15 protein-coding genes and 1 pseudogene are annotated in these 16,649 nt (G+C 50.6%); 7 read left to right on the top strand and 9 right to left on the bottom strand.

The features are described from left to right. Positions 1-66 precede the first annotated feature (66 nt). From Q4C79_RS11195 to Q4C79_RS11185, 3 genes and pseudogenes are all read right to left on the bottom strand, one after another. Positions 67-1,535, bottom strand: a pseudogene (locus Q4C79_RS11195) (DUF3360 family protein). 485 nt (positions 1,536-2,020) lie between these two features. Then, positions 2,021-2,530: an ester cyclase gene (locus tag Q4C79_RS11190; protein ID WP_303091103.1), complete on the bottom strand. Its 510-nt coding sequence runs from the start codon at positions 2,528-2,530 to the stop codon at positions 2,021-2,023. 71 nt (positions 2,531-2,601) lie between these two features. Further along, entirely contained in the window at positions 2,602-3,252 is a 651-nt protein-coding gene (locus Q4C79_RS11185) for an NAD(P)-dependent oxidoreductase (RefSeq protein WP_303091102.1), read from the bottom strand. Between the two features lie 183 nt (positions 3,253-3,435). On the opposite strand from Q4C79_RS11185, the gene Q4C79_RS11180 reads away from it, so the two are divergent. After that, positions 3,436-4,320 (top strand): LysR family transcriptional regulator, encoded by an 885-nt coding sequence (locus Q4C79_RS11180; RefSeq protein WP_303091101.1) that lies wholly within the window; start codon positions 3,436-3,438, stop codon positions 4,318-4,320. 477 nt (positions 4,321-4,797) lie between these two features. On the opposite strand, the gene Q4C79_RS11175 is transcribed toward Q4C79_RS11180, so the two are convergent. From Q4C79_RS11175 to Q4C79_RS11155, 5 genes are read right to left on the bottom strand one after another with little or no spacing between them, the layout of a single operon-like run. After that, on the bottom strand, positions 4,798-5,562 hold the full coding sequence (locus tag Q4C79_RS11175; RefSeq protein WP_303091100.1) for a peptidylprolyl isomerase: 765 nt from the start codon (positions 5,560-5,562) through the stop codon (positions 4,798-4,800). 20 nt (positions 5,563-5,582) lie between these two features. Then, positions 5,583-6,455, bottom strand: a complete 873-nt coding sequence (locus Q4C79_RS11170; protein WP_303091099.1) for a peptidyl-prolyl cis-trans isomerase — start codon at positions 6,453-6,455, stop codon at positions 5,583-5,585. A gap of 59 nt (positions 6,456-6,514) precedes the next feature. Beyond that, a complete protein-coding gene (locus Q4C79_RS11165; protein ID WP_303091098.1) occupies positions 6,515-6,784 on the bottom strand; it encodes a BolA family transcriptional regulator in 270 nt (89 codons plus the stop codon). A gap of 24 nt (positions 6,785-6,808) precedes the next feature. Further along, complete coding sequence (locus Q4C79_RS11160) at positions 6,809-7,084, bottom strand: YciI family protein (RefSeq protein WP_303091104.1); 276 nt, start codon at positions 7,082-7,084, stop codon at positions 6,809-6,811. 14 nt (positions 7,085-7,098) lie between these two features. After that, the gene (locus Q4C79_RS11155; RefSeq protein ID WP_303091097.1) at positions 7,099-7,647 is read right to left on the bottom strand and encodes a septation protein A; all 549 of its coding nucleotides are present in this window, start codon (positions 7,645-7,647) and stop codon (positions 7,099-7,101) included. A 346-nt stretch (positions 7,648-7,993) separates the two neighbouring features. Between Q4C79_RS11155 and Q4C79_RS11150 the strand changes: the two genes are divergently transcribed. The 6 genes from Q4C79_RS11150 (at position 7,994) to Q4C79_RS11125 (ending at position 15,372) form a co-directional block, all read left to right on the top strand. Then, positions 7,994-9,763 (top strand): FimV/HubP family polar landmark protein, encoded by a 1,770-nt coding sequence (locus Q4C79_RS11150; protein ID WP_303091096.1) that lies wholly within the window; start codon positions 7,994-7,996, stop codon positions 9,761-9,763. Between the two features lie 617 nt (positions 9,764-10,380). Next, on the top strand, positions 10,381-11,199 hold the full coding sequence (gene truA, locus Q4C79_RS11145) for a tRNA pseudouridine(38-40) synthase TruA (protein WP_303091095.1): 819 nt from the start codon (positions 10,381-10,383) through the stop codon (positions 11,197-11,199). Between the two features lie 551 nt (positions 11,200-11,750). Beyond that, positions 11,751-12,500: a Nif3-like dinuclear metal center hexameric protein gene (locus Q4C79_RS11140; RefSeq protein WP_303091094.1), complete on the top strand. Its 750-nt coding sequence runs from the start codon at positions 11,751-11,753 to the stop codon at positions 12,498-12,500. A 122-nt stretch (positions 12,501-12,622) separates the two neighbouring features. Beyond that, entirely contained in the window at positions 12,623-13,204 is a 582-nt protein-coding gene (gene petA / locus Q4C79_RS11135; protein ID WP_303091093.1) for a ubiquinol-cytochrome c reductase iron-sulfur subunit, read from the top strand. 18 nt (positions 13,205-13,222) lie between these two features. Beyond that, positions 13,223-14,572: a cytochrome bc complex cytochrome b subunit gene (locus Q4C79_RS11130; protein WP_303091092.1), complete on the top strand. Its 1,350-nt coding sequence runs from the start codon at positions 13,223-13,225 to the stop codon at positions 14,570-14,572. 14 nt (positions 14,573-14,586) lie between these two features. Then, on the top strand, positions 14,587-15,372 hold the full coding sequence (locus Q4C79_RS11125; RefSeq protein WP_303091091.1) for a cytochrome c1: 786 nt from the start codon (positions 14,587-14,589) through the stop codon (positions 15,370-15,372). A 232-nt stretch (positions 15,373-15,604) separates the two neighbouring features. Here the strand turns inward: Q4C79_RS11125 and thrB are convergent, their stop codons facing one another. Continuing rightward, positions 15,605-16,519: a homoserine kinase gene (gene thrB, locus Q4C79_RS11120; protein WP_303091090.1), complete on the bottom strand. Its 915-nt coding sequence runs from the start codon at positions 16,517-16,519 to the stop codon at positions 15,605-15,607. Between the last annotated feature and the right edge of the window lie 130 nt (positions 16,520-16,649).

Raw genomic sequence — 16,649 nt, 5'->3', positions numbered from 1 at the left:
CCTTTTTCTGTGGTCGAAAGTTGCACTTCGGATGCGAATCTGCGCCTGTCTGAAAACTATACCGGCCTACATATTCCTGAACTGCGGCAGAAAAGCCGGAATGCCGGGCAGCATGCCCACTGCGCCCATCGCCACGCAAAGTACGATAAAGCCGAGAGCGGGAATCGCCACGCGTCCGCTGAAGCCCAATTCGGCGCTGCGTTCTTTCGAGCCTATCAAGCCCAAATTGTCGAGCAGCATGGTGAGCGACCAGCCGAATACCGGATTGACCAGTGCGGAGGAAAAAACCACGATGGCGGCCGATTGGGTGGTTTTGCCTTTGCGCGTCATTTCCATGCCCGCCTCCAGCAGCGGTACGAATACGCCCACAACCAGAGCCACGCTCAACACCGGCTGCCAGATCGCCAAATCCATCGGATAGCCCCAAGTGGCGGCGATGATGCAGAATAGGGCGGTCAGCACGGCGCCGGCCGGAATCGGCCGCTTGGCAATGGCCGCGGGCACGATGTAGGTACCCCATGAAGAAGTGAAATTGGCGCCGCCGAGGAAGGAGCCGGCCACTTGGCGCACCGAGCAGCTTATCATCGTATCGTCGATATTCATATGCGCCCTTTCCGAGCGCTCCGGATAGCTGAGTTTTTGGAATACCTGATGGCCCAGAAAATCGGGAGACCACATGGCCACTGCCAGTACGGCGAAGGGAAATACCACCAGAAAGCTGTCGAAAGCCGGCCAGCCCAGCATCCAGCCGGTGTTCTCGCCCCACCAGTAGGACGGGCTCATCGGCGGCAGGCCGGGTGCGGTTTTGAATTCGAAAGGCGCGCCCAAGAGATAGGCCGTCATCCCCGCCAGCACACAGCCCAAAGGCACGGCCAGCCAGCGTTTCTGCCAGTGCTCGAGCAGCGCGTACAAAAAATCGTACCCAAAATCACCACAAACGCGATATGCGGCATGCCGAAGCCTTTGGACCAGGCAAACAGTTTTTCCACCTGCCCTACCGTGCCGACGAAGCCCAGATAAAGCAGAAGGCCGCCGCACACGCCGTTGCTGGTGAGCTTGGCCATCATGCTGCCGCCTTTGGTGATGCCCAAAAGGAAGCCGAACACGCCGATGAGCAGGCCGAAAGCAAGCGGATGGCCGCCTGCGGCCACCACAATCGGAATCAGAGGAATCAAGGGGCCGTGTGTGCCGGGCAGGTTGGCGGTGGGCAGGAAGAAGCCGGAAAACAGCAGGATAAACAGCGACACGATGAGCAGCTCGTAGCGCACGTTTTCCAATACAAAGCCTTCGGGCAGCCCCAGCGGTCCGGCAAATGCCGCGGCCACCGCGCCTACCATCACCACTTTTCCGATGGTGCCGGCCATGGCGGGAATGGCGTCTTCGAACTCGAAACGGTAGTCGCGCAAAGGCAGGTTGGCTCTCCAGCGTTTGGGCCGCATGATTTGCAGCTCGTGGTCCAGATAGTCCCGCCGGTTTGCAAAAGCCGAGCTCGGTTTGTGTAGTTTGCTGTAATTTTTTTCTTTTTCTTCGCTCAAAACGGTCTCTTTTTTCAATATTTTGGGTTAAAACGGTTTAACCAACCGCCTGTATTTTTAAAATCCGGCGATATTAGCACAAGTTTTTGTTGGAAAAAATACTTGAATAGGAGGGAAAGGGTGTTCCGGTAAGATTTGTAGTTTCATGTAGTTTGTTTTATCAAAGCAAACGCAGCTTGCGGGAGGGGTGGTGCGCCTATGCCGCCTAACCGAAACAAAGAGCCCCGTCATGCCGGCCTGGGCAGCCAAGGTGCGTGATATAGTCGACAAAAATAAGAACGAGACAAGGCAGCAAGCCGCAGACAGTACAGATAGTACGGCAAGGCGCAGCAAGGCCGTATCGTTCTGTGTTAAATGACTATACTGTGTGCATCCCCGTGTTTCGGCTTGTGCAAGGCGCAGGCATCATCCTTAATCCGGCGGGGATGAAAAAAGCCATGCCTGTCTGAAAACGGTTTCAGACAGGCATGGCTTGGGGGTGTCCGTTAAAACATGCCGTTGTTGTGGACGGGTTTGTCCGGCATGGCTTGGATAACGTCCCAGTGTTCGACGATTTTGCCCTCGCCGTTTAAGCGGAAAATATCGACGACGGCTTCGCCCTTGTCTTGCGGCGAGGTTTGGCTGAACACGTGCAGCACCACCAAATCGCCTTCTGCCACCGCGCGTTTGACTTCGGCGCGGGATTGCGGGTTTGCCTTCAGAAAGGGAGAGAAGGCGTCGATAAAGGCTTTGCCGCCGTTGCCGACGGAGGGATTATGCTGGATATAGGGTTCGGCGATGTGTTTGTCCACCGCTTCCTGCAGTTTGTGTTGGTTGAAGGCCAGTTCGTAAAAGTCCAAAACACGGGCTTTGTTGCGCGCCTCTTCGGCGGAGCTTGCGGTACCGGCGGAGGACGGGACGGGCGCGGACGGAGTGTTGTGCGCAGTGGTGCAGGCGGCCAGCAAAACGGCGGTTGCGGCGGCGGTGAGGATGGTTTTCGTATTTTTCAGATTCATATTTTCAAATGGTTCTTTACGGTGTCGGTTGCATGCCGGGCCGCCTTGGCGCGGGCGGCCCTCTGTCGGGTTTACGCGGAAGCTACGGTAAAACGCTGCCGCAGATGCGCTTTGGTCTCAACATCGTCGGCAATCGCTTTGGCCAAATCGTCTACATGGATGCCGGCCAAGCCTGTTTCCGAGGTGAGTACGTCGTCTTTGCCCGTACGGTAGCCGCCGCCCGCCTGATGGGGGCTGCCTTCGTAAAAATCGGCGGGCGGGCTGATAAACGCCCAGTTGAGGCGGCTGTTTTGCTGCAAATCGGCCAGATGGTTGCGCATGGCGTTGGCGGCGGGGAAGATTTCTTGCGGAAACTCGGGCGTGTCTACCAGCTGAACGCCGGGCGCGATATAGAGGCTGCCTGCGCCGCCGACCACCAAGAGGTAGGGAACTTCCGCCGCTTCGGCCGCAGCGGCGATGGCCGCAGCGCCTTGGGCCGCGGTTTCGGCTTGGTTTTCGGTGGCCCAGCCCGGATTGAATGCGCTGACCACGCCGTCGAATCCGCGCAGTTTTTCTGCGAAGTCCGGCGCGTTGATGTCCGCTGCCACCGCGTTCACATTGGCCGCGGGGAGCACTTTGGCGCTGTTGCGTGCAAACGCGGTAATATCGTGGCCGCGCGAAGCCAATTCTTTAACTACGGCGCTGCCCACATAGCCGGTGGCGCCGATCACTGCGAATTTCATGATATGTTCCTTTTTGAGGTGGAAAATTAAGATAGGCGTATTGTATGCCTGTCTGAAAAGCATGATAATGCGCGTTTTGTTGATTTGATTGTTAAGTTTTTCTGAATAATACCGATTCGGCGAAGCAGCCTCCGGCGTTTTGCCGGCTGAATATCCGAATCGGTATCACAGGCCTGTCTGAATATGCAAGACACCAAACCCCTGCTTGTTTTTGCCTCCGTGCTCGAACACGGCAGTATGAATGCCGCGGCGCAAGCGCTGGGCATGACGCCTTCTGCGGTAAGCCAGCACGTCACGCGGCTGGAGTCTCTGCACGGTGTCAAGCTTCTGCACCGCAGCACCCGCCGCCTTAGCCCCACCGATGCCGGCCGCAGTGTCGGTGCGTATTGCATGCGTTTGAAGAACACGCTCTCCGATGCGCATCAGGCGCTCGATAATCTGAAAAACGAAGCGGCGGGCGAAGTACGGCTTGCCGTGGCCTCCGGTATGGCCGACGCACCCGCATTCCAAACCGCGCTCAAGCGGCTGCGGCAGCTTCACCCGAATATCCGTTTGCGGCTGTATTTCGGCGACGAAGTGGCCGACTTGCGGGAGGGCGGCATCGACATAGCCCTGCGCGGCGGAGAGCATGCGCTGGCCGACACCGATTTGGTCGCCCGCCATCTTGCCGCATGGCCTTGGCAGATTTGCGCCGCGCCCGCCTATCTGGCGCAGCAAGGTGCGGTTACCCGTCCCGAACAGCTGAACCGCCTGCATTGGCTGCACTATCTGCCGGTGAACACCACTTTGCGCCGCGGCGCCGAAAGCTGGCGGCTCAATGTGACCGAAAGCCTTTTTTGCAACCAGCTCTCCGCCGTGCGCACACTGACCCTCGGCGGGCTTGGCGTATCGATGCAGCTGGCAGGGGATACGGCCGATTTGGTGGCGCAGGGACGGCTGGTCGTCTTGCTGCCGGAGTGGACGCTGCCTTCGGTGAACATTTATGCCGTGATGCCGCACCGGGTGCAGTCGGCCAAAACGGAGGCGGTGGTTCGGATATTGCAACAGAGCTTCGCCGAAACGGCCTGATTATCGGTTTTCAGACAGGCATGGCGGATCCATTGCAGTAGGGCAGCGGAAGCCGTATCGGAAATATATAGTCATTTAAAATAAGAACGATACGGCGTTGCTGCGCCTTGCCGTACTATCTGTACTGTCTGCGGCTTGCTGCCTTGTCTCGTTCTTATTTTAGTCGACTATAGTCATTTAAAATAAGCATGATACGGCCTTGCTGTCTTGTCTCATTCTTATTTTATTCGACCATAAATGGGTTCGTTACGGTAGCGCTTTGCGTAGCAGAGCCGCAGCGGGTGTTGGGTTGCGACCGTATTTCGTCACTGAGAAAAGCCTGTCTGAAAATGTTCAGACAGGCTTTTTAACAGCGCAGATAGTGTAATAACTGAAAAAACGAAGCGTGTAGGCTGGGTTTTAGCCCGGCAGTAGCACCGTTTTGCAGGGCTCAAGCCCGGCCTGCGAAGTGTGGTTTTTTAGGAGTTTCACTATATTTTAAGGATTTATGCCGTTGTTTTTCAAAATTTGCGCTATTTGCTCTTGTACCTTTTGTTGTTTGGCCTGCTCTAGGAGCTGGTCTTTGATTTGCGCAAACGGCGGTATTTCGGGGTTGCGGCCTTCGGCGGCCAGTTTGATGAGGTAGAATTTGCCGTTGTAAGGCAAGGGCTCCTTGCTTACTTCGCCCCGGTTCATGGAGGCGACGGCGCGGCCGATTTCGGGGCCGAGTTCCCGAGGATGGATAAAGTTATCCGTGCCCATGCCTTGGCCGGGGTGGCGCTTGACCAGCTCTTCGAAGCTCAAGCCTTTGAGCAGCAGGGCTTGGGCGGCTTTGGCCTCATCGGCGCTGTTGAAGGCGATTTGCTGGATTTTGACGGTGCGGGAAACGAGATCGTAGAGCTTGCGCACATCGCTTTCATCCGCTTGCACGGTTTTTTCCAAGTGCAGGGCATAGGCGTCGGCATAGAAGTCGGCTTCCATGTTTTTCAGCCGGTTTTGCACCTCGGCATCTTTATCGAGGCCGGCTTTGAAGGCTTCCTGTTTCAATACTTCGGTGATTTGCAAACGGCGCTCGGCTTGCTTGCGGATTTCGGCGCCGTCGGTTTGGGCCGGCCGACCACCTTGCATTCGTGCTTGTTGTTCGGCCTGCTGCAGCATGACGGCTGCCATGCTGTCGATGCGCTCTTTGCTGATCTGGGGGGCGGCCAGTGCGCTGCCGGCCAAAACGCAGGCGAGGGCGCTCAATAGGGTTTTGGTGTTCATTATTGTTCTCCGGCGGTTCGTTAGCGGGCAGGGCGGATGTCGGCTTTTTGTACGACGCCGTCTACGGCCCGGGCGATGCGTTCTTGCTGCAAATCATTGGCGATGCGGTTTTTGATTTGGTCGAACGGCGGTACTTGGATGTTGCGCTTGTCGTTCACATAAAAAATGGCGAAGTTGCCGTTGTTGTCTTGCAGCGGGGAGGCGGTGTATGCACCTTTTTTCAGGCTGCCGACGGCTTGGTAAACGGGCGGGTTGGCCTGCTGCAGATCTTTCAGCGGAATATAGCCGGCGCCGATGCCGCCGGACTGCTTGGCGCGGGGATCGGCCGAGTATTTGGCGGCAACTTCTTTAAAGCTTTTTTTGCTTTTCAATTCGCCCAATGCTTTTTGGGCATCGCTGCCGTTGCGGGTGATGATTTCGCCCAGCTGCACTTCTTGCGAACCTTGGTAATGGCTGTTGAGCCGGTCGTAAGCCTGTTTGGTTTCGGTGTCGCTTACGGGGTTTTGACGGACGACATTGGCGAAGTAGGCTTGGTTGAGCAGGTCGGTTTCATATAGTGCCCAGTCTTGTTTGAAAGAAGGTTGTTTGTCGGCCCCTTCTTTTTTTGCAGCGGCACGGGCTTTTTCGACGGCCTGCTTGTATTGGGCGCTCTGATCCAGTTTCAATTTTTTGGCTTCTTGGGCAACGGCGGCGCTGATGGCCAGGCGCCGGGTAACTTCGTTGCGCAATTCGGGGCTGTCGGGCAGCTGCTGGTTTTGCCGGCGCAAATTTTTGACTACGGCCTCGACGGTGCTGCTGTCGATTTTGTCGCCGTTAACGGTGGCGACGGTCTGCGCCATAAGGCTGCCTGAAAGAAGCAGTGTAAGACACGGGATAAGGTGGTTTTTTTTCATGATGTTCTTTCTTTGAATCCGGTTTGGAAGGGAGTCGGATCCCGCCGGGGATTGCATTTTTAGGAAAAATATTCGTCGGGAGTGAGCGTGCGCATGCTTAATGCGTGGATAAGGCCTTGGGAGAATAAGTCTTGCAAAGCGTCTTTCACCATGCGCTGGCGCTGGAGGCGGGATTTGTTGTCGAAATGCCGGCTTGCGACGGTAATCGAATAATGGCCGCCGCCTTGGTTGCCGGCGTGGCCGGCGTGCAGGTGGCTGTCGTCTTGGAACTCAAATACCTGAGGTTCGAGAAATTGCAAGCGGGCTTCGATGGCTTGGTGCATATTCATGGCGTTTGGAATTCCGAAGTCGGATCAGAAGGCCGGTTTGAAGGGTTTGATCAGCATTTCAACATACACGCCGGCATCAACATAAGGGTCGGCTTCCGCCCAAGCCTGCGCTTCGTCCAAACTGCCGAAGCGGGCGATAATCAGGCTGCCGGATACATGCTCCGGATTTTCGGGAAGGGGAGTGGGGCCTGCGGTAAGCAGATCGCCTTGTGCTTTCAAAGCCTCCAAACGGGCCAAATGGGCAGGACGCGCTGCTGCGCGTGCTTCGTGCACGTTGTCGCCGTCGGTGGCTAAAAACATGAAATAGTGTTTGTTCACGGTTGTTTTTCCTGAGGAAGGTGGCGGCTGAGATAAAAGCCTTGTGCGAATACGAAAAGCAGCGTCAGGGCGGTGGAGCCGTACATTTTGTATTGCACCCACACCGGCTCGCGTTCCGGCGTGAAGGGATAAGCGACGGCCAGATTGATGATGCCCATCGCCACTAAAAAACCTGTCCAAGTATAAGCCAAGCGCTTCCATATTGCATCAGGCAGGTCGAGCTCTTTGCCCATCAATGCTTTGAGCCCGTTTTTTTTCATCATCTGGCTTGCCGCGATGGCAACGGCGCCCGCCCAAAACAGCAAAGTGGGCTTCCACATGATGAAAGATCCGTCTTTAAACAGGATGGTGGCGCCGCCGAATACGACGATCAAAACCAAAGATACCTGTTGCATGGTGTCGAGTTTTTTATGTTTTATCCATGTGAAAGCTGCTTGGATAAGGCCGGTAACCAAGGCGGCGGCGGTTGCCCAGATGATATTTTTGGTGAGGGTGTAGGTGAGAAAAAACAGGATAACGGCAATCAGGTCGCTCAGGATTTTCATAATGTGTATTTTGTGATATGGCGTATATCGGTTGCGCGGGATAAAAAATCATCATAGCAGAGTAAGGCATCTTTGAGCATCAAAAAATGTTAAAAAACAGGCTTGGCGGTAAGGATTCAGTAAGGTTCCCGGATTGGGATTGCTAGCCTGTCTGTATATCAAAAGTCGCGTTTAAGTTGCAATAAATCGTTATAATTTAGGAAAAATACCGGCTTTACTTGGCAATGGCGGCTATCAAATATATCATATGCGGGTAATTTTAGATTACCGTTAACCATTCCATATGCCGGAACTTGATGTGTTCCGCATAGCGTGTACGTGCAAAATCCAGCTTAGGGGGCAAGTTTTGAAAACCAACAGCCGTATCAAACTGATCGCATTATCCGTTTCCGCCATGGTTTCTTTAGGTGCCGTTGCCGCGCCCGAAGCAGCCGGTTCGGATGCGTCTGCGAAGCAGGAAAAAGGCCAATATGTCGTTCGTCAAGGCGAAACCTTGGCTCAAATTGCGGCCCGTGTCCGCCCCGCCGATACCAGCTTGAAAGATACCATTCAGGTATTGGCCAAAGCCAATCCTAATGTTTTTAAAAACGGCAATATCCATTTCATGCGCGTTGGTGACGTATTGGTTATTCCGTCTTCGTTGGACATTGCAAAGTTAAACGGACAATCCGGCTCTGCCAAACCTGAGGCTATGGCCGATACCGCCTCCGGCGGCAAATCCGGGCAGCATCCTGCCACTGTACCCGTTAATCCGGAAGAAAAAGAGGCCCGACCCCAATCTGTTGAGGCCGAGAGTCAATCCGGTGGCAAGCAAAAAGCGGATGAGGCTGCTTCTGCGGCAAGTGTCGAAAACAAAAAGGATCCCGGGGAAACGGCTGCCGCTTCCGAAGCTTCGGGAGAAGACAGCGGTTCTACCTTTTTATGGGTGATGCTCGGCGCCCTCGGGTTGCTGGCTTTGATGGGGCTGGGCAAGCTGAAAAAGAAAGACGGAAGCGGTACAGCCCCGAAAAATGAAATAGAGCCGCCGGTTAGCGGGCCTGCTGCGGTTGCCGCTGCAAAAAGCTCGTCAGAAAAACACGATGAAGACAATCTGTTTTCCAACGATGTGGAACAATCCAGAGTGCCGGTCGAAGCGCCCGCGGGGGATGTGGATATCGATTTGGGTTCCTTGGAGGACCAAGGCGGTATTGTCAGCAGCTCGGTAACCACTGACGAGGAAACCGAAAAGCGCCGTGATGCGAATTGGGACGAAATCGAGTCTACGGAAAGCGTTTATGAAGAAGAGCCGCAACGGGTAATATTCGATGCCGAAAAGCCGCATGAAACCGATGATATGCTTGCGGTTGATGTGCAATATGATGAGCAGGCTGATGTTGGGCAAACCGACGGTGACAGTGAAGAGCCTTTGGTTTTTGAATCCTCTGAATCGTCTGAAGCCCCGGATGCACTGCTTCCGGAGGGTGGTGCCGTAGCTGTTGCTGAGACCGGGAAAGAAGAAAAGCTGGTTTTTGAGTCCTCTGTGGCTGCAGATGCAGATAAAGATATATCTATAGACGTAGACGAAGCAGAGGCAGATTCAATAGCCGAAGGCGAAGAAAAAGTACAACATATTGATGTGTCTCCGGAAGTTGAGCCCGAACCTTTGGATTTTGATGAGCCGGAGCCGATTAAACCTGCTGATGCGGCAATGGTGCAAACTGATGAAAAACCGCTTGAATTTGTTCATGACACCGTTCAGCAAGAAGATGCAGAGACAGATGAAGATGCTGCCGCGCCGGAAGAACCTTTGGGTTTGGGCCAGCCGGGTTTGGTTGTGGAGCCGGCAGGTTCCACCGGCGGCGAAGAAGATTTTTCAGAGACGCATATCACTGAAGCAGATGAAAATACCATTATCGAATGGGACAGCGTCCAATTCGGCGAGGGTGACGAAGAGGTGGGATTTGTTTCCGAGTCAGTCGGGATGACTGCTCCTTTGGAGGCAAAATATGAATTGGCACAGATGTATATCGAAATCGGCGATCCCGAAGCTGCACGTGAAACTTTGAATGAATTGGTCGAGGAGGCAAACGGAGATATTTTGGCCAAATCAAAAGCCTTGTTGGCTGATTTGAACTAGTTTCGGCAGATTCAATAATGCCAGTCTGAAAAGAGCCCGGGTCCGACTCGGGTTTTTATTTGATTCAACCGAAACTATGATGCGGATTCAATTAATTCGATAACAAACGGCCGGATGGTCAAAATGCGGCTTGCGCTATTCGGTTATTTGACGACACTTGGGTTGTTTTTGCTTGAATATATTGATATTTAGAAAACATTTTCGTTGTATAGTCATTTAAAATAAGAACGATACGGCGTTGCTGCGCCTTGCCGTACTATCTGTACTGTCTGCGGCTTGCTGCCTTGTCTCGTTCTTATTTTAGTCGACTATAAATGCAATTTGCATTCTTTGTGACATGAAATTTTTCGAATAAAAATTATATGAATGTAATTTCAAGCGATGAGAGAGTGTTTTGGTTTGTTGTGCCGGTAAAGCGGGTGAGCATGGCAAAATTGTATAGTGGATAAACTTATTTTCCGATACGGCATTGCATGCCTTGGCTCGAAAAGTAAATTTATTCACCATAGCGTGGGCGGTTTCGGTATAACGGAAATTTTGGCTGACCGGGTGCCGGTGATGCTATTTCAACTCTAGGCAGTGTTGGCAATCGGGTATTTGGGAGCGATTGAAATCAAATGGATGAAGCCGTAGAGGTGGGGCAAGGGCGGCAACGTTGGGCGCTGGTTGTATCTTATGACGGCAGCCGCTTTTTCGGCTGGCAAAAACAGGCGGACGGTATCCCGACGGTACAAGATGCGTTGGAAAGGGCCGCAGGTTGCATCGCAGGCGAGAAAGTCAGTATGGTGGCGGCAGGGCGCACAGACACTGGCGTGCATGCCACTGCACAAGTGGTTCATTTTGATACCCGGGCAAACAGGCAGGAGCATGCTTGGGTGCGTGGTGTGAATGCATATTTGCCCCAAGGAGTGGCGGTGTTGGCGGCGCAACAGGTCGGAGCGGGGTTTCACGCCCGTTTTGATGCATGCGGCAGGCGGTACCGTTATGTGCTGCAATCATCCTGTGTGCGTTCGCCTTTGCTGGTAGGTAGAGTGGGTTGGACGCATTATCCGTTGGAAATGGCGCAGATGAAAGAAGCCTTGGCTTGTTTGGTGGGGGAGCATGATTTTTCCAGTTTCCGTGCTTCGCAATGCCAGGCAAAGTCACCGGTAAAAACTTTGTACGGCGCTTGCCTGAGCGGTACGCCTTCTTTGATGGCACTGGATTTGCACGGTAATGCTTTTTTGCACCATATGGTGCGCAACATCGTGGGTGCGCTGGTGTATGTGGGCAGCGGGCGTTTGAGCGTGGAGGGTTTCCGTCAATTAGTGTTGGAAAAAAGCAGGCTGAAGGCGCCCCCTACGTTTATGCCGGACGGCCTTTACCTCACCGGCGTGGATTATCCGGAGAAATGGGGAGTGGCCATCCCGCCGCAGCCTGATTGGCTGTGGTCTTGATAAAACAATGCCTGTCTGAAAAATATTTCAGACAGGCATTGTAAATATAGTGGTTTCTTTAGATATGAATAACCTTCCGGCTTGGTGATACGCAAGAGGAAAGGTAAAATAATGCTCCTTAGTTTCAAATATAGTCGACTAACATAGAACGAGACAAGGCAGCAAGCCGCAGACAGTACAGATAGTACGGCAAGGCGCAGCAAGGCCGTATCGTTCTTATTTTAAATGACTATATATGGTTGAAATACCGGATTTGCCAATAATAAGCCGCATACAGTACAGGCGGCAGGGAACCGGTTTTATTGCCGCTTTGGCGGCTTGCTCTTTTTGAACTAAGATGCAGGGGCCGTATCAAAAATAAGTTGATTTGCCATATGGTTCGAATGCTTGGGTTAGGTTTTTTTACAAAGATGAAGACATTGGCGGAATCATTCCTGTATTATCCTGCCGAGTTGGTCCGGCGCTTGCTTGGATGCCTGTCTGAAAACGGAACCGGCAAGCCGTTGAAGTAAAGGCGGGCTGTCTGTTTTATGATGATGAGGAGTTGAAAAATGGCTGCCCGGAAATCTGTCGTCGAGTGGCTCGACCATACCCTCCAAGTGTCGAGCTTTACCGATTATGCACCGAACGGTCTTCAGGTGGAGGGCCGTGATACGGTGAATACGGTTGTTACTTCTGTTACCGCCAGTTTGGCCGCAATCGAATATGCGGCAGACAAAAAAGCAGACCTGCTGTTGGTGCATCATGGTTTGTTTTGGCGGAGCGAGCCCGTTGCGGTTGTCGGTTGGAAAAAACAACGTATCGAAGCTTTGCTGCGGCATCAAATCAATATGGCAGGCTACCATTTGCCTTTGGATGCGCATCCCGAGTTGGGCAATAATGCGCAATTAGCCAAACGGATGGGGTGGATTGCAGAAAAAAGAACGGGCGAACAAAATCTTCTGAACATAGGATGCCTGTCTGAAACGCAAACACTTGCGGAAATGGCCGCTATGCTGGAAAAGCAATTGATGCGGAAACCCGTTGTGGTGGGAGATGGCAGAAAAGCAATCAACAGGGTGGCTTGGTGTACCGGCGGGGCCCAAGGCTTTTTCCAAAATGCCGTAGACCAAGGTGCCGATGTTTATGTAACGGGCGAGATATCCGAAGCGCAATACCATTTGGCCAATGAGACCGGTGTGGCGTTTGTCAGCGCGGGACATCATGCGACCGAGCGTTATGGCGTTGCGGCATTGGGACAAGCGCTTCAAAAGGAGTTCGGATTGGTGCTTTACGCATTTGATGAGCCAAATCCTGCTTAAAATCAAAGTTTGCTATAAAACTTTACGTTATTTTAAATAATACTTTAAGTCTATCGGTAAAATCGGTTAGAATTGCACAGTTTAATGGCTCGGTATTCCCAAAAATTAGGATGACTGAATAAATGGATAATAAAGAAATCAACACAAGCCGCCGCCGCTTCCTGACCTTGGCTACCGTCGGTGCCGGCGGTGTAGTTGCCGGCGGCGTGGCTACCCCGTTGGTCGCCAGCTTTTTTCCATCGGAAAAAGCCAAGGCAGCGGGTGCGCCCGTAGAAATCGATGTGAGTAAGATCGAGGCCGGTCAACTTACTACCGCAGAATGGCAAGGTAAGCCGATTTGGGTGGTAAACCGCACGGAACAGCAGGTTAAAGATTTGCCGACGCTGGACGGAGCCTTAACCGATCCGGCTTCAAATGATGAACAACAGCCGGAATATTGTAAAAATCCGGTTCGCTCCATCAAGCCCAATATTTGGGTTGCCATTGGCATTTGTACTCATTTGGGATGTTCGCCGACTTTCCGGCCGGATATTGCTCCTGCGGATCTGGGCGGAGATTGGAAGGGCGGATTTTTCTGTCCGTGCCACGGTTCTAAATTCGATTTAGCCGGACGCGTATATAAGGGCGTGCCGGCGCCGTCGAATTTAATAATACCTCCTTACAAATATCTGAGCGATACCACTATTTTGGTGGGTGAAGACTAAATAATAAGGGACTCAATCATGGCAAACCAAACCAATAGCAAAGCAAAGGCATTGTTAGACTGGGTGGACGCACGGTTCCCTTTGTCTAAAATGTACAACGAGCACGTAGGAGAGTACTACGCGCCGAAAAATTTCAATTTCTGGTATTACTTCGGCTCCTTGGCCATGCTGGTGCTGGTGATTCAAATAGTCAGCGGTATTTTCCTGACGATGAACTACAAGCCGGACGGCAACCTCAATTCATATCATATGCCTGCTGCGTTTACTGCGGTGGAGTACATTATGCGTGATGTTTCAGGCGGCTGGATTATCCGTTATATGCACTCTACCGGCGCCTCCATGTTTTTTGTGGTAGTGTATCTGCATATGTTTCGCGGCCTGATTTATGGTTCGTTCAAAAAACCGCGTGAGTTGGTGTGGGTATTCGGTGCTTTGATTTTCTTGGCCTTAATGGCTGAGGCATTTATGGGCTATTTGCTTCCTTGGGGCCAGATGTCTTTTTGGGGAGCACAGGTGATTATTAATCTGTTTGCAGCCATTCCCGTTATCGGTCCGGATTTGTCTACTTGGATTCGCGGTGATTTCAATGTATCTGATGCCACTTTGAACCGCTTTTTTGCCTTGCATGTGATTGCGGTGCCATTGGTGTTGGTGGGCTTGGTGGTTGCGCACATTATCGCTTTGCATGAGGTGGGTTCTAATAACCCTGATGGTATCGAAATTAAGAAATTAAAAGATGAAAACGGTATTCCTCTCGATGGAATCCCTTTTCATCCGTATTACACCGTAAAAGACATACTGGGTGTAGTGGTATTTCTGATTGTGTTCTGTGCGGTAATGTTTTTTGCACCGGAGGGGGGCGGCTACTTTTTGGAGGCTCCTAATTTTGACCCGGCCAATCCTTTGAAGACGCCGGCACATATTGCTCCTGTATGGTACTTCACTCCGTTTTACGCCATTCTGAGGGCCGTACCTTCGTTTGCAGGTACCCAAGTTTGGGGGGTACTGGCAATGGGGGCTGCCGTGATATTGATTGCGCTGTTGCCTTGGCTGGACCGTTCGCCGGTTAAATCCATTCGCTATCGCGGCCCGGTTTTTAAAGTGATGCTGGTTCTTTTCATTATTTCCTTTATCGGTTTAGGTATTTTAGGTGCCAAGGTGGCAACCGACACCCGCACGATTGTGTCGCAAATTTTAAGTATTATCTATTTTGCCTTCTTCTTATTGATGCCTTTGTACACTAAGAAAGATAAAGACCGGCCGGTTCCCGAGCGAGTTACAATGAGCACTACACGTAACAAGGTATTGTTTTTTGTATACGCAGGTATTACGGTGGTGGGGTCTTATCTGTTTGCGGTATTGATTTAACGAGGGCAGTTCAAATGAAAAAAAATTGGATAAACTGGGTTGCTGCCTTTTTGTTGGCAGCACCGATGAGCACTGTAATGGCAGCCGGTGGCGGTGACTATCCGAAAGTGGATATCGATTTGGGCGATGAGGTAGCGTTGCAGCGTGGAGCTCAAATTTTTGCCAACTATTGTCTTTCCTGCCATTCGGCAACAGGTATGCGTTTTAACCGTCTGCAAGATATCGGACTCACTGAGGAGCAAATTCAGGATAATCTGATGTTTACGAGTGACAAAATCGGCGATGTAATGCAATCGGCTATGGCTCCTGCCGATGCTAAAAAATGGTTCGGTGCAGAGCCTCCGGATTTGACTTTGATTGCCCGTTCCCGCGGTGCTGATTATTTGTATGCTTACCTACGTGGATTTTATAAAGACCCGACCCGTCCTACAGGTTGGAACAATACGGTTTTTGATAAAGTCGGCATGCCGCATCCGCTGTGGGAGCAGCAGGGGGTAAGAGCAGTTGAATTGGATAGTAAAGGCCAACCGGTTTGGATTAAGAACGAGCATGGTGTTCTGGAGCCTAAGCTGTATTGGGAGCGAACAGGGTTGCATAGTCGCCGCACTCCCGATGGAAAAGTTATTGATCGGGAATTTGATAACTATGCCAAAGATTTGGTTACGTATCTTGTGTATATGGGAGAGCCGGCACAGTTGCAACGTAAACAGCTCGGTTATATTGTTATGATATTCCTCTTTGCAATCATGCTGCCAATTGCTTATTTTTTAAAGAAAGAATATTGGAAAGACGTACATTAATTGTGGTGCACTGGGTAAAAAACCAGATTTATTCAAAATTATTTTAGAATAAATCTGGTTTATTTTTTGTCTATAGTAAATACAGCTTAATTTAATTTCTGATTTTAGATCTGAGAAATGTATATTTATAGTCGACTAAAATAAGAACGAGACAAGGCAGCAAGCCGCAGACAGTACAGATAGTACGGCAAGGCGCAGCAACGATGTATCATTCTTATTTTAAATGACTATACTACAAAGATAATAATAAATCACGAAATGTATTGGGGTCTTTAATAAAAGTTATTTCACCTTTCTGAGGAAAATGAAAATCTAATAGACGAGAGACCCAAAAACGAATACATCCGGCACGTTGGGCTATAGGAAAAAAAGAATGTTCTTCTCTGCTGATTGGTCGTATACTCTCATAGCCTTTTAAAAAAGCTGCTTTTAAATATTCATTGATAACATTGTTTGTAGTTCGGGCCCAATCATTGATTGCAATGGCTAAATCATATATAAAACTGCCATTGCAAGCATAATAAAAATCAATAAAACCGGCTACGTCGTTGCCATTAAATAATACATTGTCTTTAAATAAATCTGCATGAATAATACCGCTAGGTAGTTTGACATGTAAATTTTGGTCTAAATAAATAATTTCAGATTCTAAGAGCTTGGCATCTTCGCTGCTTAATATGGGTAATAATTGTTTTGCCATAGTCTCCCACCATGATATATATCTATGGTTCTTCATCTGCATAGGAAAAGATTGGCCTGCAATATGCATGTGTGCCAGCATTTTCCCAGTATTAAAACACTGTATTTCGGTCGGAGTGTTTGTATCGTGTCCTAATAGACAACTTACAATACAAGCAGGTTTGCCTGATAAATAAGAATCAAACCTATTATCTTTTCTTTTAATCGGGGCGGGGCAGGCTATTTTTAAATTGTTCAAGTGGTGTTTTAATAGTAAAAAAAAGGGTAGTTCGTCTTGCCGGAGTGTTTCAAAAAGGGTTAAAACGTAACGACCAGTAGAAGTGGTTAAAAAGTAATTACTATTTGTCACTCCCTGGGCTATGCCTTGCAAAGAGACAAAATGGCCTAAATCGTAAAATGATAAAAAATCATGTATTTCATCATTGGAGACGCTGGTATAAACAGACATTGTTTTGCCTATCTGAAAATTTTTTGGAGTCAATTAAACTGTTGTCGGTGAATTTTCCGAAATATAAAAAATGACAAAACCAAAAATTCTCTGATTAAACAGTTATTTGCAAATTCATTTGAGTATTTGG

Source organism: Neisseria sp., from assembly GCF_030523955.1.
GTDB lineage: Bacteria > Pseudomonadota > Gammaproteobacteria > Burkholderiales > Neisseriaceae > Neisseria.
The sequence above is the reverse complement of the archived record's forward strand: the minus strand, read 5'-3'. Positions and strand labels throughout refer to the sequence as shown.